Raw genomic sequence first — 21,052 nt, 5'->3', positions numbered from 1 at the left:
CAGGCAGCTCCCAGAGGACGCGCGCACACTGGATCCATGAGCACTCCCGAGGCACGCCTCGTCGTCGTCGACGACGAGCCGAACATCCGCGAGCTCCTGGCCACGTCCCTGCGGTTCGCGGGGTTCGAGGTGCACGCCGCCGCGGACGGCCAGAGCGCGCTCAAGCTCGTACGCGACGTCGAGCCCGACCTCGTGGTGCTCGACGTGATGCTCCCCGACATGGACGGCTTCACGGTCACGCGCCGCATGCGCGAGAAGGGCCAGCGCACGCCCGTCGTGTTCCTCACCGCGAAGGACGACACGCGCGACAAGGTGACCGGCCTGACGGTCGGCGGCGACGACTACGTGACGAAGCCGTTCAGCCTCGAGGAGGTCGTGGCGCGGATCCGCGCGGTCCTGCGCCGGACCCACGCCGAGCCCGTCGACGACGCCGTGCTGCGCTTCGCCGACCTGGAGATGGACGAGGACTCGCACGAGGTCCGCCGCGCCGGGATCGACGTCGACCTGTCCCCCACCGAGTTCAAGCTCCTGCGCTACCTCATGCTCAACGCCGGCCGCGTGCTCTCCAAGGCGCAGATCCTCGACCACGTGTGGCAGTACGACTGGGGCGGCGACGCGAACATCGTCGAGTCCTACATCTCCTACCTGCGGCGCAAGATCGACAACCTCACCGTGCCCGGCCCCGACGGAGCGCCCGTCGCCCTGCCTCCGCTCATCCACACCAAGCGCGGCGTCGGATACCTGCTGCGGCAGCCGCCGGGCGCGCCGCCGTCGTCATGAGCGCAGGGTCCGACCGCACGGCGACCGACGCGCGCGCGGTGCCGCCCTCTCCCCCGGGCGACGCCGTGCGCCCTGCCGGGGACACGGCGTCGGGCACGTCCGGCGACGCGGCGGCCGGGGGCACGAGCGACCCGGGCCCGACGGCGCAGCGGCCGTTCGGCCGGCGCGTCCCCACCGAGGGCTGGAGCTGGCTCGCACGCGTGCCGCTGCGGGCGCGGCTCGTCGCGATCATCGTGCTGCTGCTCGCCGCCGGGCAGGGGATCGCCGCGCTCCTGACGACCACCGTCGTGTCGCAGTACCTCGTCGACCAGGTGGACGACCAGCTCGAGCGCTCGGCCAGCGAGGTCGCCGAGTCCACCCTCAACCAGGGGCCGGTCCGCAGCGTCCTCCCGAGCGACTACTACGTGGTCGCCCGGGACCGGGACGGGAACAGCAGCGCGCTCGGCTGGCCGCAGACCGTCTCGCGGTACGGCGAGCCGGACATCCCGGCGATGTCCGACCCCGAGGTGAGGGATCGCGCCGGTGATCCGTTCACCGTGTCGTCGAGCGGCGGGTCCGACCCCGCGAAGTGGCGGGTCGTCCCCTTCTTCATCCGCAGCGAGCTGACGGGCGAGGTCCAGGGAACCGCGTTCGTCGCGCTCCCTCTCACGGGTATCCACGAGACGGTCAAGGTGCTGGGCCGCACGCTCGCGCTGTCCGCGCTCGGGATCGCGCTCATCGGCGGAGCGGTCGCGTACATGGCGGTGCAGCGCGCGCTGCGTCCGCTGCGGGAGATCGAGGAGACCGCCGCAGGGATCGCGGGGGGCGACCTCGCCCGACGCGTGCGGCCGGCACCGCCCACGACCGAGGTCGGCTCGCTCGCGACGTCGCTCAACGCGATGCTGTCGCAGATCGAGGAGGCGTTCGCCGTGCAGGAGGCGTCGGAGGCGCGCATGCGGACGTTCGTGTCCGACGCGAGCCACGAGCTGCGCACGCCGCTCGCGACGATCCGCGGGTACGGCGAGCTGTACCGCATGGGAGCGCTCGACACGCCCGAGAAGGTCGACGACACGATGGGCCGCATCGAGGACTCGGCGACGCGCATGGGGGCGCTGGTCAACGACCTGCTCGCGCTCGCGCGGCTCGACGAGGGGCGGCCCCTGCGGCACGAGCCCGTCGACCTCGCCGCGCTCGCGAAGGACTCCGCGCAGGACCTGCACGCGCTCGACCCGTCGCGGGACGTGCAGGTCGTGGGGCTGGCGGCGGGGTCGGTCGCGCCGGAGCCGCTGCGCGTCGTCGGCGACGAGGACCGGCTGCGGCAGGTGCTGGCCAACCTCGTCGGGAACGTCGCGCGGCACACGCCGCGCGGCACGGCCGCGCAGATCGCGCTCGGCGTCGTCGAGGCGCCCCCGCTCCCGACGGACGGCACCGTCCAGCGCGCTCCGCACGGCACGGCTCGCGGCGCGACGGCGGTGCTCGAGGTCCGCGACCACGGCCCCGGCGTGCCCGCCGGGCAGGAGGACCGCGTGTTCGAGCGCTTCTACCGGGCGGACTCGTCCCGCAACCGTGCGTCGGGCGGCTCGGGCCTCGGGCTCGCGATCGTGGCGGCGATCGTCGCCGCGCACCGCGGCCACGTCTCGGTGCGCACGACCGACGACGACGGCGGGCTGACCGTCCGTGTGGAGCTCCCGCTCGCGTCCTGACCACACCCTGTCAGCGCGACGGGTCACCCGGGTGACCTGTGCCCCTGACACACGGCGCCCCGTCGCCTCGTGTCAGGACGAGAGGTCACCCCGGTGACCTCTCGTCCTGACACCTCGCCGTCGGGCACGGGCTACGATGGCGCGTCGTCGTCGGTGGATCGACCTAGGCTGGGACCGAAGGCCCGGCAAGGACGCTGCCGACGTCGGGCCTGCCGGTCGGCTCTCCCCGACCGGTGCCGCTCCTCCCTCGTCGTCGAAGAAGGCTGATTCCATGGGCGTCACGAGCATCGACGCACCGCAGTGGTTCCTCTCCTCGTTCGTCCGCAGCGCCAGGGGCGCCGGAGCGACCGCGTCGGACGATGCGATCCGCGGCGTCGGGCAGGGACTGCTCGACCGCTGGGACACCCCGGGTCGCAACTTCCACAACCTGCGCCACCTCGCGGACGTGCTCGGACGGGTCGACGAGCTCTCCCAGGAGACCCACGACCCCGACCTCGTCCGGCTCGCCGCCTGGTACCACGGCGCGGTCTTCGACGCGAAGGGCCGCGCGACGTACGCGAACAAGGGCGGCGAGGACGAGACGGCGAGCGCGGCGCTCGCGCTGGCCGAGCTGACGGAGCTCGGCGTCCCCGACGACGCGGCGCGCCGCGTCGCCCACCTCGTCAACGCCCTCGTGCGGCACGCACCCGACCCCACGGACTTCGACTGCGCCGTGCTGTGCGACGCCGACCTGGCGGTGCTGGCCGCGGAGCCCCAGCGCTACAAGGAATACCTCAAGGACGTGCGCGACGAGTACGCGCACATCCCGCCCGAGGACTACGTCCGGGCGCGCATGGCCATCCTCACCAAGCTGCTCGAGCGGCGGTCGCTGTTCTCCAGCCCGCTCGGCACGGCCTGGGAAGAGCCCGCCCGGCAGAACCTCGATGCCGAGCTCCAGCGCTTGCGCAAGGAGCAGATCAAGCTGGCGCAACAGTCCACGCCGTCCACACCCTCCACGGCCTGAGCGGTCGTCCACAGGTGCACCGCCTCCTCGAGCCCGGCCACCGATCGCTCCCCTAACGTCCTCGACGAGCCCGGCGGTCGGCCGGGCCACGCGGCCCTGACGAGCCGCCGGACACGACGGAGGACGACGATGAGCAGGTACGAGGTCGACAGCGCGCGCGTCGCGCAGGCCAGCACGGCCGTGAGCGGGTCGGTGGCGGCGATCCGCACGGAGGTCGCAGCGATGATGCGGCACCTCACGGACCTGCAGGCGTCGTGGCGCGGCGGCGCCGCAGACGCCTTCACGGGTGTGATGGCCCAGTGGCAGGGCACGCAGGTCCAGGTCGAGTCCGCGCTCGACGCGATCACGGCCGCCCTCGGGTCGGCCGCGCAGACGTACGCGGACGCCGAGGCCCAGGCGTCGCGCCTGTTCGTGGCCCGCTAGCGGCGGCGGTCGCGGTGGGCCGCGGCTCACACGTCGGTGACGACGACGGCGAGCCCCTCCCCGGGTGCGACGTGGTCGCCGGGGCGGACCAGGACCTCGGTCACCCGCCCCGGCACGGTCGTCGTCACGGGCAGCTCCAGCTTCATCGCCTCGAGCACGACGACGGCGCCTCCCGCGGGCACAGGGTCGCCCGGCTGCGCCTCGACCCGCCAGACGACGCCACCGAGGGGGGCCCGGAGCACCGTCCGTCCCGGGCCGGGCCGTCCGTCCGGGCCCGTTCCGGGCTCGGACGCGTCGGCGTGGCGGGACGCTTCCACGACGACACCCGGGCTGCCTCCCGTGGTGCGGGCGGCGGCCCGTCGTTCCACGGCCCGGTCAGGAGGCGGTGGGTCCGTGATGGCGCCGCGGCGCCGTCGGCCGCGACGCCCGGGGGCGCCGACAAGCTCGCCCGCGCCCGTCCACGCCTCGAGCTCGCGATCGAACGCGGCACGGCGCGACCGGGCGACGGTCGCGATCTCGTCGGCGTGCTCCGCCAGCAGGTCGAGGTGTGCGCGCCCGGAGAAGGTCCCCGGGGTCACCGGCACGTCGAGGACCCCTGCCCGTGCGGCGGCCCGCCGCTCCGCGAGCTCCGACGCGTCCACCGGGTCCCACACGATGCGGTCGAACGCGCGGAACAGCCACGGGACGCCCGGCTCGAACGGGCCGCGCTGGGCGTGGGGCGCCCAGATCGGCACCGTGCGGCCGACGAGCTGGTACCCCCCAGGGCTGTCCATCCCGTACACGCACAGATACGTCCCGCCGAGGCCCACGGTGTCCGCGGGGGTCCAGGTCCGCGCGGGCGTGTACTTCGTGGTGAGGAGGCGGTGCCGCGGGTCGACGGGCAGGGCGAGCGGCGCGCCGAGGTACACGTCGCCCAGACCGAGCACGAGGTACTGCGCGTCGAGCACGGTGCGGCGCACGTCGTCCACCGAACCGAGCCCGTTCACACGCCGCACGAAGTCGACGTTGGACGGGAGCCACGGCGCGTCCTCCCGGACGGCCGCCGCGTACCGCTCGACGGCCTCGTGGATCGCGGGGTCGTCCCAGCTCAGCGGGAGGTGGAGCTCGCGGCTCGGGACCTCGATCTCCGCGGCGGGCGGGAGGTCGTCCTCGAGCTCGCCGAGCAGCCCCACGAGGCGCCGGACGGGCAGCTCGTCCGGGTCGACGTGGACGTGGAGCGTCCGCACGCCCGGCGTCACGTCGACGACGCCGCGCGGGGCGTGCGCCGCGAGCGCCTGCGCCAGGGCGTGCACGCGCAGCCGCAGGAGGAGCGGGTCGCCGCTGCTCCCGTCACCCTCGTCGTCGCCGTACGCGACGAGCACGTTGTCCTCGGCGCCGCGAAGGTACCGCACCGCGGGCCGTCCGGCGGGCCCGCTCCCGTGGCGGCGCGCGAGCACCCCGTCGTCCGGGACCGTACGCCGCGAGGCGGGGACCCGCGCCACGGCACGCGCCGCGGCACGGGTGCGCAGGACACGCGCCTCGTCGTCGTCCAGGAGGACGAACCGGACGACGTCGCCCGGTCGAAGCTGTCCGAGCTTCCAGCGCGCACCGACGACGACGGTCAGCGGGCACACGAACCCGCCCAGGCTCGGACCGTCCAGGCCGAGCAGGATCGGGGTGTCGCCGCTGACGTTGAGCGCGCCGACGGAGTACGGGTTGTCGTGCACGTTCGAGGGGTGCAGCCCGGCGTCGCCGCCGTCGGCTCGCACCCACGTGAGGGGCGGCCCGGAGAGCCGTATCCCGGTGCGGTCGGCGTGCGGCAGAACACGCCACCACGCGGTGCGCAGCCGGCGCAGCGCAGCTGCCGTGAGGTGCGTCGGCTGCGGCCCGGTCGCGACGGCGATCTCCCAGGAGTGACCCATGCGCGGGCGCTCGTCGGAGGGCACGGCCCGCGGCCTCGGCCACCCGTCGCCCAGGCCCACGCCCTCGTCGTCGGCGTCGGCACCGGCGTCCGCGGGTCGACGCGGGTGCAGCACGTCGCCCCTGGCGAGGGCCCTGCCGGCGTAGCCTCCGACACCCCCGAGGAGGAACGTCGCGGACGACCCGAGGTACGCCGGGACGTCGAGCCCGCCGCGCACCAGCACGTAGGTCCGGAGCCCGACGGCGTGCGGCGCGCCCACCGCGAGCACGCCCCCGGGCGGGACCTCGACCGGTTCCCACTGGCGCACCGGCTCGCCGTCCACGGTGACCGGCGCCGGCGCACCGGTCACGCACACCGTCGCGGCGTGCGAGAACCGCAGGGTCGGGCCCGAGAGCGTGCACTCCAGCCCAGCCGCGCCCTCGGGGTTGCCCAGCGCGCGGTTGCCCGCACGGAACGAGAGGTCGTCCATCGGTCCCGACGGCGGCACGCCCACCGCCCAGTACCCGGTGCGACCGGGCCAGTCCTGGACCGTGGTGAGCACGCCGGGGTCGAGCACGTCGACCCACGGCGTCGGGTCCTGCAGCCCGGCGAGCGTGCTCGTCGTCGCGGTCCCGCCACGGACGGCCGGGTCGACGACCGCGGCCCGCAGGAGCGAGAGGTTCGTCGGCACGCCCTCGACGCGCGTCGCCGCGAGGGCCGTGCCGAGGGCGTCCAGGGCCCCGGTGTGGGTCGGTGCGTGCGCGACGAGCTTCGCGACGAGCGCGTCGGCGTGGCCGCCGAGCTCGTCGCCTGCCCGCGCGCCGGTCTCGACCCGCACGCCGTCGGGCAGCTCGAGCCGCGTGAGCGTGCCCGCGGCGGGTCGTCCGTGCCGGGTGTCCTCCGCGTACACGCGGGCCTGCACCGCGACGCCGACCGGCAACGGTCCGGACGCTGCCACCCCGTCCAGGACGTTCGCGTCGCCGAGGGAGAGCCGGAGCATCCACGACACGAGGTCGACGCCCGTGACCTCCTCGGTGACGGTGTGCTCCACCTGGATGCGGGGGTTCACCTCGCAGAACCACGTCTCGCCGGTGTCGACGTCGAGGAGCATCTCGACGGTCCCGGCCGACCGGTACGCGACGGCCTCCGCGAGACGGCGAGCGCCGTCGTGCAGCCCGGCCCGGGCCTCCGGGGCGAGCCCGGGCGCGGGTGCGGCCTCGATCACCTTCTGGTGACGGCGCTGCACCGAGCAATCGCGGTCGCCCAGCGTGACGACGCGTCCCGCGCCGTCACCGAACACCTGGACCTCCAGGTGGCGCGCGCGGGCGACGTGGCGCTCGACGAACAGCCGGCCGGAGGCTTCGGGCCGGGACGACTCGCGCCGCCACGCGACCGCGAGCTCGTCGGGGTCCTGGCACACGTGGACCCCGGTGCCGCCGCCCCCGGCCGCGTCCTTGAGGACGACGGGATAGCCGACCGCCGCGGCGTGCGCGGCGGCGTCCTCGGGGCCCGTGAGCAGCGGCGACCCGGGGAGCACGGGGAGCCCGCAGGCCAGGGCGAGCTCCCGGGCCCGGGCCTTGTCGCCCAGGGTGCGCAGGTGCTCGGGGGTCGGGCCCACGAACGCGACGCCCGCGGCCTCGACGGCTGCGGCGAACGCGGCGTCCTCGGAGCGGAACCCGTAGCCGGGGTGGAGGAGGTCGGCGCCGACGGACGCCGCCGCGGCGAGCAGCCGGTCCGCCGCGTCGTAGGACGCGGCGACGGGCGCCGGCCCGATGCGCACGGCCCGGTCGGCGAGGCCGACGTGACGCGCCCCGCGGTCGGCGTCGGAGTGCACGGCGACCGTCCGCAACCCCAGGTCGCGGGCGCTGCGGAGGATGCGACAGGCGATCTCGCCGCGGTTCGCGACGAGGAGCGTGGCGGTCATCGCCCTCCCGGGTGCCGTGCGGGCGGGCGAGAGCGCGCCTCGCCGTCGGGTCGAACGACGCCACTCTAGGCCCGCCGAGCCCCCGGCGGACGCGGGTCTCAGACGGCGAGAGCCATGCGTGACAGCGCCCGGGCCGCGCGCTCCATGACGACGGCGAGCGACTCCCCGACATGCTTGTGCAGGGCCGTGCGGGCCTCGGGGAGCCGGTCCGCGAGCGCGAGCTCGAGGATCTCGACGTGCTCGTCGATCGTGATGCGGATGCGCTCCGGCTCGACGAAGTCGTACATCCGCACCGCGCGGACCTTCTCGTTGACCGCGACGAGGGCCTCGGTGAGCCGCTCGTTGCCCGCCGCACGCGACAGCACGGTGTGGAAGCGCTCGTCGAGCATGACGAAGCTCGGGTCGGGCTCGGGCACGTCGGCGCGCAGCCCGAGCCAGTGCTCGAGCTCGGCGGACAGCGCGCCCGTGTCGTAGCGGAGCTCGGGGTTCTCGATGATCCGCTCGACCCCGCGCAGCTCGAGCGTGACGCGCAGCTCGTAGAGGTCGCGCAGCTCGGGCAGGCTCGGCACGACGACGGCGTAGCCGAAGTCGGTCCGCTCGATGAGCCCGTCGGAGAGGAGGCGGGACAGGGCCTCGCGCACCGGGGTGCGGGAGACGTCGAAGAGCTTGCTCAGCTTGGGCTCGGTGAGCCGTTCGCGCGGGTCGACGCGCCCGTTGAGGATCTCGGCGCGCAGCCGGGTGTAGACGGTGTCCCGGAGGGAGCGCGCGGCCGAGCCGGGCGTCGTCGCGGTCACGATGTCCATGCTGGCTCTCCCGGCTCGTCCGGCCACTGCGTCCCCTGCCCCATCCTCCCGCACCCGCGCGCCCGCCGTACGCCGTCAGACCGCCATCGCCGCACGGACCCCGGCCTCGGCGTCCTCGCCGCCGGTCCCGCGGCTCGTGACGCGTCCCGACTGCAGGACCACGTAGTCGCTCGCCGCGCCGAGCGCGAACCCGACGTGCTGCTCGACGAGCAGCACCGACAGCCCTCCCGCGTCCGTCAGCGTGAGGATCGCGTCCTCGATCTCGGTGACGACCGACGGCTGGATGCCCTCGGTCGGCTCGTCGAGCACGAGGACGCGCGGGCCGGTGATGAGCGCGCGGGCGATCGCGAGCTGCTGGCGCTGCCCGCCCGAGAGCAGTCCCGCGCGTCGCCGGAGCAGGCCGCGCAGCGCCGGGAACAGGTCGAGCGCCTCGTCGAGCCGGCGCGACCCCTCGCGCGACGTGTCGGCGACGAGCTGCAGGTTCTCGCGGGCCGTGAGGTCCCCGAACGACTGCTGGCCCTGCGGCACGTACGCGAGCCCGCGCCGCACCCGCTGGTACGTCGGCAGCCGGGTGACGTCCTCGCCGTCGAGCACGACCGTGCCCGAGCGCGGCTTGAGGAGGCCGAGGGCCGTCCGCAGGAGCGTCGTCTTCCCCGCGCCGTTGTGGCCGAGCACGGCGGCCACGCCGCCCGCGGGCACCGTGACGTCCACGCCGTGCAGCACCATGGTCCGGCCGTAGCCGGCGTGCAGTCCCGTGAGCTCGAGCATCACGCCTCCTCCTCGTGTCTCGCGGCGCCCTGCGGCCCCGCCGTCGGCCGCGTGCCCGACGCCGCGGGCCCGCCCTCCGGTGCGTCCCGCCCGGGTCGTCGCGCGCCGCGGGTCGCCCCGGCGCTGCCGAGATAGACCTCCTGGACGCGCGGATCGGCCTGGACCTCGGCGTACGTGCCCTCGGCGAGCACCTGGCCGAGGTGGAGCACCGTCACCGAGGAGGCGAAGGCCCGCAGGAACTCCATGTCGTGCTCGACGACGACGACCGTCCTCTGGGCGCCGATGCGCTGCAGGAGCTCGCCCGTCTGCTCGCGCTCGGCCTGGCTCATGCCCGCGACGGGCTCGTCGAGCAGGAGCAGGCGCGCGTCCTGGACGAGGAGCATGCCGATCTCTAGCCACTGCTTCTGCCCGTGCGCGAGGATCCCGGCCTGCGTGTCGCGCAGGTGGGTCAGGCCGACGGTCTCCAGCGCCTGCTCGACGGACTCGGGCACCTGTCCGCGCCGGCGCAGGAGCGTGAGCGGCCCGCGCCGGGAACCTGCGGCGATGTCGAGGTTCTGCAGGACGCTGAGCTCCTCGAACACGCTCGCGGTCTGGAACGTGCGCCCGACTCCTGCGCGGGCGACCCGGTGCGTCTTCTTCCCCAGCAGCTCGACGCCGCCGAACTGGACGGACCCCGACGCCTTCGCGAGTCCGGTGATCGCGTCGACGATCGTCGTCTTCCCGGCACCGTTCGGCCCGATGAGGAAGCGCAGGTCGCCCGCCGTCACCGTGAGGTCGACGCCCTGGACCGCGACGAAACCGTCGAACTCGACGCGCAGGCCGCGGATCTCGAGATAGTCGTGCCGGAACCGGGAGTCGTCGACGCCGAGGACGGCCTGGGCCGCCTCCAGGTCGAGGCCGTCTCCCGCGACCCCCTCCTCGAGGGCCTCGGGTGCGGTGTGCTGCTCGGTCATGAGGCCCTCCCCGAGGGTGCGTCGACGGCGGTGCGCTCGGTCTCGTCGGGACCGGCGCCGGAGGTGACGTCGCCGCCCGGGGCGGGACCGGCGTCGGGTTCCGGAGCTCCGCGCGAGCGGCGCCACCGGGTGAACAGCTCTGCCAGACCGCCCGGGAGGAACGCGACGACGACGATGAACAGGGCCCCCTGGGCGTAGATCCACCCGGACGGGAACTGCTCGGACAGCGTGGTCTGCGCCCAGCTCACGGCGATCGACCCGAGCACCGGCCCGAGGAGCGTCGCGCGGCCGCCGATCGCGACGCCGATGAGGAACCCGATCGACGGGACGACGCCGACGTCCGCGGGCGAGACGATGCCGACGATCGGGACGAACAGCGCCCCGCCGACGGACGCCATGAGCGCGGCGACCGCGTAGGCGACGACCTTGACCTTCGCCGGGTCGTAGCCGAGGAACCGCACACGGTTCTCCTGGTCCCGCACGGCGACGAGCAGCTCGCCGAACCGGGAGACCATGAGCTGGCGCGCGATCGCGACCATGACGAGCAGCGCCCCGGCGGCGATGAAGAAGAGCATGCGCTTGTTCACCGGGTCGGCGAGGTCGTAGCCGAAGAACGACCGGAAGCCGTTGAGGCCGTTGGTGCCGCCCGTCGTCGCCTGCTGACCGATGAGCAGGATCGCGAACGCGGCCGCGAGCGCCTGGGACAGGATCGCGAAGTACGCGCCGCGGACCCGCCGCGTGAACACGGCCCAGCCGAGCAGCGCGGCGACCCCGGCCGGGACGACGAGGATCGCGAGGATCGTCACGACCGGCGACCGGAACGGCTCCCACCACCCCGGCACCACGCCGGAGCCGTAGAGCATCATGAAGTCGGGCACGCCGCCCGACCCCTCGACCTGCGCGGCGTCGGCGAGCTTGAGGTGCATCGCCATCATGTACGCGCCGAGGCCGAAGAACACGCCCTGCCCGAGCGTGAGCATCCCGCCGCGGCCCCAGGCGAGGCCGATGCCGACCGCGACCATGGCGAGGCACAGGAACTTGCCGAGCAGCCCGAGGCGGAACGTCGAGAGCGTGGCGGGTGCGACCGCGAAGAGCAGCACGGCGGCGACGGCGAACCCGATGATCACGCGGGCGCGCGACGAGCGGAACAGGGTCTGGGCCCGTTCGGTGACGGCGGTCATGCGAGGCTCCTCGTCCGGACCGACACGAGGCCCTGGGGTCGCACCTGCAGGAAGGCGACGATCGCGACGAACACGAGCACCTTGGCGATGCTCGCGGTCGTCGAGTACTCGAAGGTCGCCTGGAGCAGCCCGAGCGCGAACGCCGCGATGACGGTGCCCTTGATCTGCCCGATGCCGCCGACGACGACCACGAGGAACGCGTCGACGATGTAGCTCGTGCCGAGCGTCGGGCCGACGGACCCGAGCAGCGTGAGCGCGACGCCCGCGATGCCGGCGAGACCGGAGCCGATGAAGAACGACAGCCGGTCGGTGGCACGGGTGGAGACGCCGCTCGCCTCGGCCAGGTCGCGGTTCTGCACGACGGCGCGGATCCGGCGCCCGAGCGGCGTCGCCTTGAGCACGACCGCCAGCGCCACGACGGCGACGACGGCCAGCGCGAGGATGAACAGGCGCGTCTTCGGCACCGCGAGGCCGAACAGGTCGAAGGCCCCGCTCAGCCAGGACGGTGCCCGCACGTCGACGTTCGGCGCGCCGAACACGTCGCGCGCGACCTGCTGCAGCACGAGCGCGACGCCCCACGTGACGAGCAGCGTGTCCAGAGGCCGCTTGTACATCCGGTGGATCAGCGTGGCCTCGAGCAGCAGACCGAGCAGCCCGCCGACGAGGAACCCGAGCGGCAGCGCCACGAGCAACGAGACGCCGGCGTTCCCGACGACCCCCTGCACGACGAACGCCGTGTAGGCGCCCGCCATCATGAACTCGCCGTGCGCCATGTTGATGACGCCCATCTGGCCGAACGTGAGCGCCAGCCCGAGGGCGGCGAGGAGCAGGACGGAGCCGAGGCTCAGTCCCGCGAACAGCTGGGAGAACAGCACATCCATGGGCGGCGCGCCTTCCGGTGGGTGCGTGCGGGAGGTGGACGAGGGCTGAGGCGACCGGCCAGACGAGGTGGGGGCCGGGGGTGCGTGCGCCGGGTCGTGGTGGGTCTGGCGGGAGCCCGCGAGGAACGAGCGGGCGGATGGTAGACCCGGCGCGCGCACCCCCGGCCCCCGCCGGACTCAGCAGGGCGGGACGAGCGGAACCGTCAGGAGAGGCCCTCGGCCCAGTCGTAGCCCTCGAGGAACGGGTCGGGCTCGATGGGCTCCTCGGAGCTCCACTCGGTGTGGATGAGGCCGTCGGCGCCGATCTTCCCGATGAGCGCGGTCTTGGCGATGTGGTGGTTGTCGCCGTTCACGGTCACGGAGCCCTCCGGCGCGTCGAACGTGACGCCGCCCGCTGCCTCCTGGACGTCGGCGACGTCGAACGACTCGGCCTTCTCGACCATGCCCTTCCAGAGGTGCAGCGACGTGTACGCGGCCTCCATCGGGTCGGACGTCACGCGGTCGTCGCCGTACTCGGCCTGGAAGGCCTCGACGAACGTGGCGTTCTCGGGGCTGTCGATGGTCTGGTAGTAGTTCCAGGCGGTGAGCTGGCCTTCGACGTTCTCGACGCCGATGCCGCCGACCTCCTCCTCCGCGATGGACACGGACACGACGGGCATCGCGTCCGGGCCGAGGCCCGCGTTCTTGTACTCCTTGAAGAACGCGACGTTGGAGTCGCCGTTGAGCGTGTTGAACACCGCGTCGGCGCCGGCGGACTTCACCTTGTTGACGATCGTCGAGAAGTCGGTGTGGCCGAGCGGCGCGTACTCCTCGCCCAGGACCTCCATGCCGTTGGCCTCGGCGTACGCGTTGATGATCTTGTTCGCGGTGCGCGGGAAGACGTAGTCGGAGCCGACGAGGAAGATCGACTCGGTGCCCTGCTCCTTGAGGTAGTCGAGCGCGGGGACGATTTGCTGGTTGGTCGTCGCGCCGGTGTAGAAGATGTTCGGCGACGACTCGAGGCCCTCGTACTGGACGGGGTAGAACAGCAGCGAGTCCTGCGCCTCGAACACGGGCAGCATGGCCTTGCGCGACGCCGACGTCCAGCCGCCGAACACGGCGGCGACGCAGTCGCTCGTGATGAGCTTCTCGGCCTTCTCGGCGAAGACCGTGGGCTCGGACTGGCCGTCCTCCTGGACGATCTCGAGCTGCTTGCCGAGGACGCCGCCGTCGGCGTTGATCTCGTCGGCCGCGAGGGCGAGCGAGTCGGCGACGGTCTGCTCGGAGATGGCCATGGTGCCGGACAGCGAGTTGAGGAAGCCGATCTTGACGGTGTCGCCCGAGGTGTCGACGCAGCTCTCGGCGGCGGTGGTCTCGCCGGTGGTGTCGCCGCTCTCGGTCCGCGCGCCGCACGCGGTGAGCACGAGCGTGAGGGCGACGAGGGCGGCTGCCGGGGCGAGGCGGGTCGTGGCGCGTGAAGGTGTCACCGGAGGTCCTTTCAGCGGGTCGGCGCGGCCTCCGGGGCGGGAGGACCGCGTGCCGCGGGCAGGTGTACGCGGATGTATACGAGAGCGTGTCCGCAACCGTGCCCACTGGTGTCGACGCTAGAGAGGCCGTGTTTCGGGCGGTTTCACCCTCGTGTTAACGCTGCGTGTCGGGGGGTCACGATCCGGTCACGCCGACTCCTGGCTCCGACCCGAGGTCCCAGCGAGGCGAACCCGTCGCTCTCCGTGCGCGACCGGACCACCACGCCGCGGCACCGAGCGCGCCGACGACGGCACCGAGCACCGCCACCGCGAGCGGGAGAGCCGCCGGGACGCCCAGGTGCACCGTGAGCCCGAGGATCCGGGACAACCCCCACGGCAGGACCATCATCTGGTCGTTCCAGGCGGTGAGCGTCGTCTCGAGCCCGACGGCGGCGACGGCCAGCCCGCCGACGACGAGCGGCGCCGCGGCGACGACCAGCACCCGCCCCGTCGCGCCGAGCACGCCGGCGCCGAGTGACCGCAGCGCGAACCACGACGCGACGCCGACCCACGCGAAGCCGGCGAACGCGAGCACGACGTACGCCGTCCGCGCACCCGGCTCCGCCCACAGCCCGTACCAGTAGCCGCCCGGCCCGGTCGGCGAGAGCACGGCGAGCAGGACCACCGTTCGCAGCATCGCGGCGCCACCCACCGCGCCCGCGAGGCCGAACGACCCGGCACGCCCGACCGTCAGCCGCAGCACCCCGACGAACAGCGCCCATGCTCCGAGCACGACGACGAGGTGCACCCAGGAGAGCGCCCACGTGTACGCGACCCGGCTGAGCACGACGGCGCCCACCGGGAGCGCCCAGACGAGCACGCGGTCGGCGCGACCGGCGTCCCCTGCGAGAGAGGCGACGCGCCAGGGCCGCGTGGCGCCGAGCCACAGCGCGCGCAGGGCGAGGGCACCGGGCACCCGCCTGCTCGGCTCGTCGCCGTCGCCGTCGCCGTCGCTGTCGCCGTCGCCGGCACCGACGCGGGTGCGGGTGCGGGCGGCCCGGCCGAGAAGACGCTGCCCCGGCGCCGTGCCCAGGACCAGGGCGAGGACGAGCACGAGCCCCAGCACGCGGGCGGCCCACGCGACGGGAAGGTCGCGCTCCGCACGCTGGAGCCCGAGGTCGGCGGCCGTGAACGTGTAGGCGGGCAGGTAGAGGTCGTCCCCGTAGGTGGCGACGTGCGCGGACCGCGAGCTCTCGAAACGGTCCCGGGCGTCCGCCCACGCCGCCCGGGCCGCGCCGTCGTCGGTCGCGAGCCAGCGGCCGTGCTGCAGCACAACCTCGCGATAGTCCGCGAGCACCGTGAGCAGGTCCGCCTCGTAGTCGATCGCGTCGAGAAGCTGCTCGCGCAGCGCGGGGTCGCGCCACGTCGCCGGGTCGGTCCCGGCGATCGCGTCGCGCATCCGGCCGACGGTCCGCACGGCGTCGCGGCCCTCCGCGACGGCGGCCTCGACGTCCTCGGGCCGGTCCCCCACGATCGAGGTGATCGAGTCGAGCGCGGCGGCGTCGCCGGAGACGATGTCCCACTCGAAGATCCACATCATGGGCGGCGGCTCGAGACCGAGGGCCTTCACCTGGTTCCCGGCGAACGCGCCGATGTACAGACCGTGGGTCACCGCGTCGCGCGAGAGCGCCATCGCCTCGCCGACCGCCGCGACCGTCGCCGGGTCGTCGGAGAACGTGGCGCGCGCCCACGAGGCGGTGATCTCGCCCGGGTCGGCGGCCGGGTCGACGGCGAGGCGCGTCGCGGCATAGGTGTTGAGGTCGTAGAGCTGCCAGAACCCGGACTTGCGGTACAGGCTCATCGGGCCGGCCTTCCATGGCCCGCCGTCCTGCGCCCACGCCCACACGCCCTCGACGTGCGGGTTGGCGGCCAGGTAGTGCTCGAGCGCGCCGGCGTACGCGGGGCCGAGATCGTTCGGCAGCGCCCCGAAGCCCTCGAACTCCCGCCGTGACTGCAGCTCCACGAGGCGCCGCTGGTCCCCCACCTCGAGCGTGGGGTTGAGCGGCAGCCACGAGTAGAAGTCCCCGGCGACGTGCTTGGTCGACACGACGAGCGACGGCGAGTCGATCCCGGCGAGCACGGCTTCGTAGGAATCAGGGTTCGTGTGCATGTCGCCGACCGCGCCCACCCCGACCGACCACGACCGGAAGATCACGTCCTTGCCGTGCTCCTCCGCCACGCGCGTGAAGGCCGCGAGCATGGCCTGCACCGCGGCGTCGTCCGTGACCGCGAGCTCGGACCAGTAGTCCCAGCCCGGCAGGTCGTAGATGCGCCCTGCCTCGCCGATCCGGACCATCAGGCCGTCGACCGCGGGCATCGCCGTGAAGAGCTCGTCGAGACCTGCGGCGTACACGTCCCACAGCTCGGGGTCGTGCACGTCGAGGTCGCGCGCACCCAGGTACTCCTCCAGCGGCGTGCTGAGCATGAGCATGTCGGTCTGGAGGTAGACGTCCATACCGGCGTCGTCGGCGTACTCCCACATCGGGCCGAACCCGGAGCGCATCGCCTCCGCGCGCGCGACGTGCTCGTCGTCGCCCGCGTACACCTCCTGACCGTCGCCCACCTCGTCGAACGTCACGTACTCGAGGAAGCCCGGGATCACGACGCCCGTGAACCCCTGCGCGAGCTGCGAGGCGACGTAGCCCCGGAAGTCCGCGTCGTCGTCCGCGAGCGCGGCCTCGTCCACGTACGGGGCGTCGGACAGGATCGCGTCGGCGAACGACCCGCCGTTGTGCGAGTACGGGTCGCCCTCGCGCCACCCCTGCGCGTCGGGCTCGATGCCGGTCGCACCCTTGTCGACGAGCCGCATGCCGAGCGCGGGCTCCTGCACGACGCCGTCGCCCGGCTCGCCGGGTCCGGCGGGCAGGGCGTCACGACCGGTGCGGATGCGGTCCGCCACCTCGTAGAGCCCGTGCGCCGCGCCCGCGACGTCGGCCGCGTCGAGCTGCCAGGCGCCGGCATCCGCCGGGTCCCCGAGCGCCACGACGCGGTATGCCTCCAGGTCGTCGGATCCGAGGTCGGCGTCGGTGTCCACACGCAGCTCGCCCGGTGCAGGGTCGGGCGCGGCGGGGTCTGTCCCGGCGGGGTCCACCCGGACCGTCGTCGCGGCACCGCGCGCGGCGAGCGCGTCCACGACGGCGTCGGCCGCGAGCGAGAGCCGCAGCGAGTCGTCGGGGAGGACGACGGTCGTGACCCCGGGCGCAGCGGCGGCCGCTGCGGCGGGGGCCGCGACGGCGTGCTCCGGCGCCGCGACCGACGGCGTCGCCTCGACGGCCAGCACGTCGCCGAGACCCGCCGCGACCCCGAGCCCGAGCCCGAGGAGCACCGCGGCCGCGACGGCGGCGTACCAGGGGCGGCGAGGAGTGACGTCGTCGTGCACGGCGTCAGCGTAGGCCCCCGGCCCTGCCGCGCTGAACGGAGCGTCGTCCCCGGCCCCGGGCAACGACGGGCGACGGCCGTGCCGGGCAGCTGCGGGCGACGGACCGGCAGCACGCTCGCGCACGTGCTGCTCCGACCTGCCCGCCCCGACGACGACGGCCCGCCGCACACCCTCCGGGTGCGACGGGCCGTCGTCGATCGCCGTCAGGCAGCAGGTGCGGCGACCGCCCGTGCACCGAGCGCCCGACGGGAACCCGCGAGCAGTGCCCAGGTGACCGCGACCGCGAGCACGACGCCCACGAACCCGGCGACGCCCACGAAGATCCCGCCGACCTCGCCGTAGTCCGCGAGCGGCATCCCGGCGAAGGCGTGGTCGCGCGCGGCGCCGGCGAACCCGACGGACTCCGCGGTCGCCTCCAGGCCGTCGGGCGTGGCGGCCGCGAACGACGACAGCACGACCGCGGCGAGCAGCGCGCCGCTGCCGAGCGCGGCGACGGCCCGGCGGACGCCACCCGCCGGAGCGGCGGTCGCGACACCCGACGGCGACAGGACCGGGGAGGCCGACCCTGCGCCGTCGGGCACGCCGACACCGCGCGCGGCGCGGGCGACCTGCTCGATCGCCGCGACGCCCGGTGCGACCGCGAGCACGAGGCCCACGACCCCGGCGGTGATGAGGGCCTCGCCGAGCCCGATGAGCACGTGCACGGAGAGCATCTGCCCGACGAGCTCGCCGACCGGCACGGGGACGGTCCCGCCGACGGCGAAGAGGCCGGCGAACACCGCCGCCGACACGGGGACGCTCGCGAGCGCACCCGCCCCAGCGGCGGCGGGCGACCAGCGCCCGCGGGTCAGGTGCAGGACGCCGCGCGTGACGGCCCAGCCGACCAGCGTGCCGACCACGGCCATGAGCAGCACGTTCGTCCCGAGTGCGCTGAGCCCGCCGTCGGCGAACACGAGCGCCTGCACGAGCAGGACGAGGGTCACGGACAGCATGCCGAGCCACGGCCCGACGAGCGCCGCCGCGAGCGCCCCGCCCATGAGGTGCCCGCTCGTGCCCGCCGCGACCGGGTAGTTGAGCATCTGCACGGCGAACACGAAGCCCGTCGTCGCGGCGGTCAGGGCGACGCGGCCGGGCGTGAGGTCGGCCCGCGCCCGGTACGCGGCGTACCCGACGGCGGCGAGGGAGACGACGGCGGTCGTCGCCGACGTGGGGTCGTTCAGGAAGTGGTCGGGGACGTGCATGTCAGGCTCCTGTCGTCTGCAGCATGATGCTCTGATCGGGGTCGTTGCCGGGGTCGGGGTACGGGACGACGGCCGCGCGGGCGGCACGCGCCGCCGCGGCCCATGTGGCGAGGACGGCGTCGAGGCCGGCGTCGTGCGTGCTCGCCCCGAGGTGGCGCGCGACGGCGCCCGGCCCGTCGAGGTCGAGGCGCAACGGGTGCCGCCCGGTGGCGACGGCGTCGTCCGGGCGCGCGGCCGGAGGTCGCGTGCCGAGGAGGAGCACCGAGTCGACGACGCGCGCCGTCCCGAGGATCCCGGGCAGCGCGCGGTGCGCACCGAGGTCGAGGTCCTCGACGAACAGCTCGCGCAACGTGTCAGGGTCAGGGATCACCCCGGTGGTCGGTGACCCTGACACGCGGTGAAGCGGTGTCGCCGTGTCAGGGTCAGGGATCACCCCGGTGACCTGTCGTCCTGACACGTGCTCGACGCGTGTGCTCGACCGCAGCCGACCGCCGGACTCCCCCGTCCGGCCGAGCACGAGCGTCTCGCGCAGCAGCGCGACGGCTCCCGCACCGAGCCGCACGTCGGTGCTCCGCGTGACGTCCGCGCCCTCCGCGACGACGAACGGCAGCGCGTCCCAGACGAGGAGGCCGCCGTCCCCCACGACGACGTCCACCGTCCACGACGCCGCCCGGCCGCGCCCCGTGTAGGCGACGGTGCCCGAGACCTCGACGAGCTCGAGCTCCACGCCCTCCCCGACGTGCACCTCGACGCGCACGTGGTCGCCGCCGAGGAGGAGGGCACGCGTGGCGACGAGCGCGACCCGCGCGACGCCCGGGCCGGTCGAGAGCACGCGCGCGCTGAGCGCCCCGGGGCGCAGGTCGCACCGTACGCGCCCTGCCGCCCGGGTCACCCCGACCCGCGTCGTGCCGTCCATCCGGCCCTCTCCGGTCCTCTCCTGTCGTGCCGAGCTCAGCCGCGCGCGCCGGTCGGCGCGTGGTCGTGGTCGTGACCGGCGTCGCCGTCCTCGTGCGTGTGGAGGAACCCGATCCCGTTCTCGGCGTCCTCGTCCGCGTGGAAGTGCGGCGCCATGGGCCCCGGGTCCTGCGGCACGTGGCTGCCGGCCCGGTGCTCGGCGAGCAGGCCGTGGAGCCACCCGGTGAGAGCGTCGATCGAGTCCTGGTCGAGCCGCGAGAGCGCGAGGACGGGGCCGCCGTCGCGCGCGGCAGTCGCGTCGGCGACCATCTGCGGCACGTCGACGCCGACGTACGGCGCGAGGTCGGTCTTGTTCACGACGAGGAGGTCCGCGCGCGCGATCCCCGGGCCGCCCTTGCGCGCGACGTCTCCGCCGCCCGCGACGTCGAGCACGAAGATCTGCGCGTCGACGAGCGCGGGCGAGAACGTCGCGGTGAGGTTGTCGCCGCCGGACTCGACGAGCACGACGTCGAGCGGCGCGAAGTCCTCCTCGAGGTCCTCGACGGCGAGCAGGTTCGCCGTGACGTCGTCGCGGATCGCGGTGTGCGGGCACGCGCCCGTCTCGACCGCGCGGATGCGCTCGGGGTCGAGCACGCCGGCGGACCGCAGGAAGCGCGCGTCCTCGTCGGTGTAGATGTCGTTGGTGATGACGCCGAGCTGCAGCACTCCGGACAGCTCGCGGCACAGCAGCGCGATGAGCGAGCTCTTGCCCGTGCCGACAGGGCCGGCGACGCCGAGGCGCAGGGACCTCGTGGACGTCGCGACGGGGGCGGTGCTCGGGTCGGTCAGGTTGTCAGGCACTGAACAGCCTCTCGGTGGTGCGGGCGTGGATCTCGGCCCACTGCTCGACGAGCGGTGCGCCGTGCGCGGGGATCGCGCGGGGGTCGGTCAGGTGGGCGACGTCGCGGGCGAGCGCGTCGATCGCGGGCTGTGCGGCGACGACCCAGCCGGTCGCGTCGACCGGGTCGACCGGAGCGAGCTTGAGCGTCGCCGCAGCGACGGTCTGCACGTCCTCGTAGCCGACGAGGCGCGCGACCTGCAGTGCGGACAGGCCTGCACACGCGGCCGTCACGCCCAGCACGACGGGGCGCGGTGACGACGGCGCGCGCACCGTCCTGCCCGACGTCGCCCGGACGTCCTCTCCTGCCGGCACGCCCGACGTCGCCCGGTCGGCCGCGAGGAGGCGGGACGCGGCGTCGAGCCCGACGACGCCCGGGTGCCCGGACCAGAGCCGGCGCAGGAGCCGCAGGTAGCCGCGGCCGAGCCGCTGCGAGGTCTCGCGCAGCGTGGGCGACGGCGTCCGCGCCGCCCAGGCGCGCCATGCGTCGGCGAGGGCGCGGGACACGGGCGACCACGCGTCGTCGGGCCCGGACGACGGCGAGGCGGACCGGCGGGGCGAACCCGTGGCGTCGGGCAGACCCGCGAGCACCGCGTGCCGCGCGACGACGGCCGTCGCCGCCTCGACGCGCGTCACGGTCGCGAGGCGCGCTCGCACGTAGTCGGGCACCCGCGTCGGGTCCATGCCCGCTCGCAGCGCGGGCTCGAGCCCGGCCGACTGCGTGTGCCCGCCGGTCGGGAGGCGCGCGTCCGCGAGCAGCGCGAGCATGAGCTCGGCCCGGCCACCCCCCTCGTCACCCCCCGTGTCACCGCCCTCGACGCCGCGGCCACGGCGTGCCGGTTCTCCCGTGTCGCTCAT

General features: G+C 74.6%; 16 protein-coding genes. 4 read left to right on the top strand and 12 right to left on the bottom strand.

Features of this window, described 5'->3' with window-relative positions; genetic code table 11:
* Positions 1 to 36 precede the first annotated feature (36 nt).
* From ACZCLJ_RS17460 to ACZCLJ_RS17445, 4 genes are all read left to right on the top strand, one after another.
* A complete protein-coding gene (locus ACZCLJ_RS17460) occupies positions 37 to 780 on the top strand; it encodes a response regulator transcription factor (RefSeq protein ID WP_463104664.1) in 744 nt (247 codons plus the stop codon).
* Complete coding sequence (locus ACZCLJ_RS17455) at positions 777 to 2,462, top strand: sensor histidine kinase (RefSeq protein WP_463104663.1); 1,686 nt, start codon at positions 777 to 779, stop codon at positions 2,460 to 2,462. The genes ACZCLJ_RS17460 and ACZCLJ_RS17455 overlap by 4 nt, the downstream gene beginning before the upstream one ends.
* A 271-nt stretch (positions 2,463 to 2,733) precedes the next feature.
* The gene (locus ACZCLJ_RS17450) at positions 2,734 to 3,465 is read left to right on the top strand and encodes an HD domain-containing protein (RefSeq protein ID WP_463104662.1); all 732 of its coding nucleotides are present in this window, start codon (positions 2,734 to 2,736) and stop codon (positions 3,463 to 3,465) included.
* Positions 3,466 to 3,594: 129 nt separating this feature from the next.
* A complete protein-coding gene (locus ACZCLJ_RS17445; RefSeq protein WP_463104661.1) occupies positions 3,595 to 3,888 on the top strand; it encodes a WXG100 family type VII secretion target in 294 nt (97 codons plus the stop codon).
* A 26-nt stretch (positions 3,889 to 3,914) separates the two neighbouring features.
* Here the strand turns inward: ACZCLJ_RS17445 and uca are convergent, their stop codons facing one another.
* From uca to ACZCLJ_RS17385, 12 genes are all read right to left on the bottom strand, one after another.
* Positions 3,915 to 7,691 carry an urea carboxylase gene (gene uca / locus ACZCLJ_RS17440; RefSeq protein ID WP_463104660.1) on the bottom strand — a complete coding sequence of 1,259 codons (3,777 nt, stop codon included), beginning with the start codon at positions 7,689 to 7,691 and terminating at the stop codon, positions 3,915 to 3,917.
* A 98-nt stretch (positions 7,692 to 7,789) separates the two neighbouring features.
* A complete protein-coding gene (locus tag ACZCLJ_RS17435; RefSeq protein WP_463104659.1) occupies positions 7,790 to 8,494 on the bottom strand; it encodes a GntR family transcriptional regulator in 705 nt (234 codons plus the stop codon).
* A 75-nt stretch (positions 8,495 to 8,569) separates the two neighbouring features.
* Positions 8,570 to 9,262, bottom strand: coding sequence for an urea ABC transporter ATP-binding subunit UrtE (gene urtE, locus ACZCLJ_RS17430; protein WP_463104658.1), 693 nt, complete (start codon positions 9,260 to 9,262; stop codon positions 8,570 to 8,572).
* Positions 9,262 to 10,215: an urea ABC transporter ATP-binding protein UrtD gene (gene urtD / locus ACZCLJ_RS17425; protein ID WP_463104657.1), complete on the bottom strand. Its 954-nt coding sequence runs from the start codon at positions 10,213 to 10,215 to the stop codon at positions 9,262 to 9,264. Before urtD ends, urtE begins: the two co-directional genes overlap by 1 nt.
* Complete coding sequence (gene urtC, locus ACZCLJ_RS17420) at positions 10,212 to 11,396, bottom strand: urea ABC transporter permease subunit UrtC (protein ID WP_463104656.1); 1,185 nt, start codon at positions 11,394 to 11,396, stop codon at positions 10,212 to 10,214. The genes urtD and urtC overlap by 4 nt, the downstream gene beginning before the upstream one ends.
* The gene (gene urtB / locus ACZCLJ_RS17415; protein WP_454042875.1) at positions 11,393 to 12,277 is read right to left on the bottom strand and encodes an urea ABC transporter permease subunit UrtB; all 885 of its coding nucleotides are present in this window, start codon (positions 12,275 to 12,277) and stop codon (positions 11,393 to 11,395) included. The genes urtC and urtB overlap by 4 nt, the downstream gene beginning before the upstream one ends.
* A gap of 203 nt (positions 12,278 to 12,480) precedes the next feature.
* A complete protein-coding gene (gene urtA / locus ACZCLJ_RS17410; protein WP_251150180.1) occupies positions 12,481 to 13,743 on the bottom strand; it encodes an urea ABC transporter substrate-binding protein in 1,263 nt (420 codons plus the stop codon).
* Between the two features lie 175 nt (positions 13,744 to 13,918).
* Complete coding sequence (locus tag ACZCLJ_RS17405; protein WP_463104655.1) at positions 13,919 to 17,161, bottom strand: hypothetical protein; 3,243 nt, start codon at positions 17,159 to 17,161, stop codon at positions 13,919 to 13,921.
* Positions 17,162 to 17,364: 203 nt separating this feature from the next.
* Positions 17,365 to 18,402, bottom strand: coding sequence for an energy-coupling factor ABC transporter permease (locus tag ACZCLJ_RS17400; RefSeq protein WP_463104654.1), 1,038 nt, complete (start codon positions 18,400 to 18,402; stop codon positions 17,365 to 17,367).
* A 1-nt stretch (position 18,403) separates the two neighbouring features.
* Positions 18,404 to 19,318, bottom strand: coding sequence for an urease accessory protein UreD (locus ACZCLJ_RS17395; protein WP_463104653.1), 915 nt, complete (start codon positions 19,316 to 19,318; stop codon positions 18,404 to 18,406).
* 35 nt (positions 19,319 to 19,353) lie between these two features.
* Complete coding sequence (ureG, locus tag ACZCLJ_RS17390) at positions 19,354 to 20,157, bottom strand: urease accessory protein UreG (protein WP_251150176.1); 804 nt, start codon at positions 20,155 to 20,157, stop codon at positions 19,354 to 19,356.
* Positions 20,150 to 21,052 carry an urease accessory UreF family protein gene (locus ACZCLJ_RS17385; RefSeq protein WP_463104652.1) on the bottom strand — a complete coding sequence of 301 codons (903 nt, stop codon included), beginning with the start codon at positions 21,050 to 21,052 and terminating at the stop codon, positions 20,150 to 20,152. The genes ureG and ACZCLJ_RS17385 overlap by 8 nt, the downstream gene beginning before the upstream one ends.

The sequence above is a fragment of the Cellulosimicrobium sp. So1_17 genome (genome assembly GCF_055181235.1).
Note: the sequence above shows the minus strand (reverse complement) of the source record. Positions and strands in the feature narration are given on the sequence as shown.

Excerpts from the sequence above, each read along its gene's own strand:
- ACZCLJ_RS17455 (WP_463104663.1), top strand. The coding sequence starts at position 777 with ATGAGCGCAGGGTCCGACCGCACGGCGACCGACGCGCGCGCGGTGCCG.
- ACZCLJ_RS17385 (WP_463104652.1), bottom strand. The coding sequence starts at position 21,052 with ATGAGCGACACGGGAGAACCGGCACGCCGTGGCCGCGGCGTCGAGGGC.
- uca (WP_463104660.1), bottom strand. The coding sequence starts at position 7,691 with ATGACCGCCACGCTCCTCGTCGCGAACCGCGGCGAGATCGCCTGTCGC.
- ACZCLJ_RS17400 (WP_463104654.1), bottom strand. The coding sequence starts at position 18,402 with ATGCACGTCCCCGACCACTTCCTGAACGACCCCACGTCGGCGACGACC.
- ACZCLJ_RS17450 (WP_463104662.1), top strand. The coding sequence starts at position 2,734 with ATGGGCGTCACGAGCATCGACGCACCGCAGTGGTTCCTCTCCTCGTTC.
- ACZCLJ_RS17395 (WP_463104653.1), bottom strand. The coding sequence starts at position 19,318 with ATGGACGGCACGACGCGGGTCGGGGTGACCCGGGCGGCAGGGCGCGTA.
- urtE (WP_463104658.1), bottom strand. The coding sequence starts at position 9,262 with ATGCTCGAGCTCACGGGACTGCACGCCGGCTACGGCCGGACCATGGTG.
- urtB (WP_454042875.1), bottom strand. The coding sequence starts at position 12,277 with ATGGATGTGCTGTTCTCCCAGCTGTTCGCGGGACTGAGCCTCGGCTCC.
- urtC (WP_463104656.1), bottom strand. The coding sequence starts at position 11,396 with ATGACCGCCGTCACCGAACGGGCCCAGACCCTGTTCCGCTCGTCGCGC.
- urtD (WP_463104657.1), bottom strand. The coding sequence starts at position 10,215 with ATGACCGAGCAGCACACCGCACCCGAGGCCCTCGAGGAGGGGGTCGCG.
- ACZCLJ_RS17445 (WP_463104661.1), top strand. The coding sequence starts at position 3,595 with ATGAGCAGGTACGAGGTCGACAGCGCGCGCGTCGCGCAGGCCAGCACG.
- ACZCLJ_RS17435 (WP_463104659.1), bottom strand. The coding sequence starts at position 8,494 with ATGGACATCGTGACCGCGACGACGCCCGGCTCGGCCGCGCGCTCCCTC.
- ACZCLJ_RS17460 (WP_463104664.1), top strand. The coding sequence starts at position 37 with ATGAGCACTCCCGAGGCACGCCTCGTCGTCGTCGACGACGAGCCGAAC.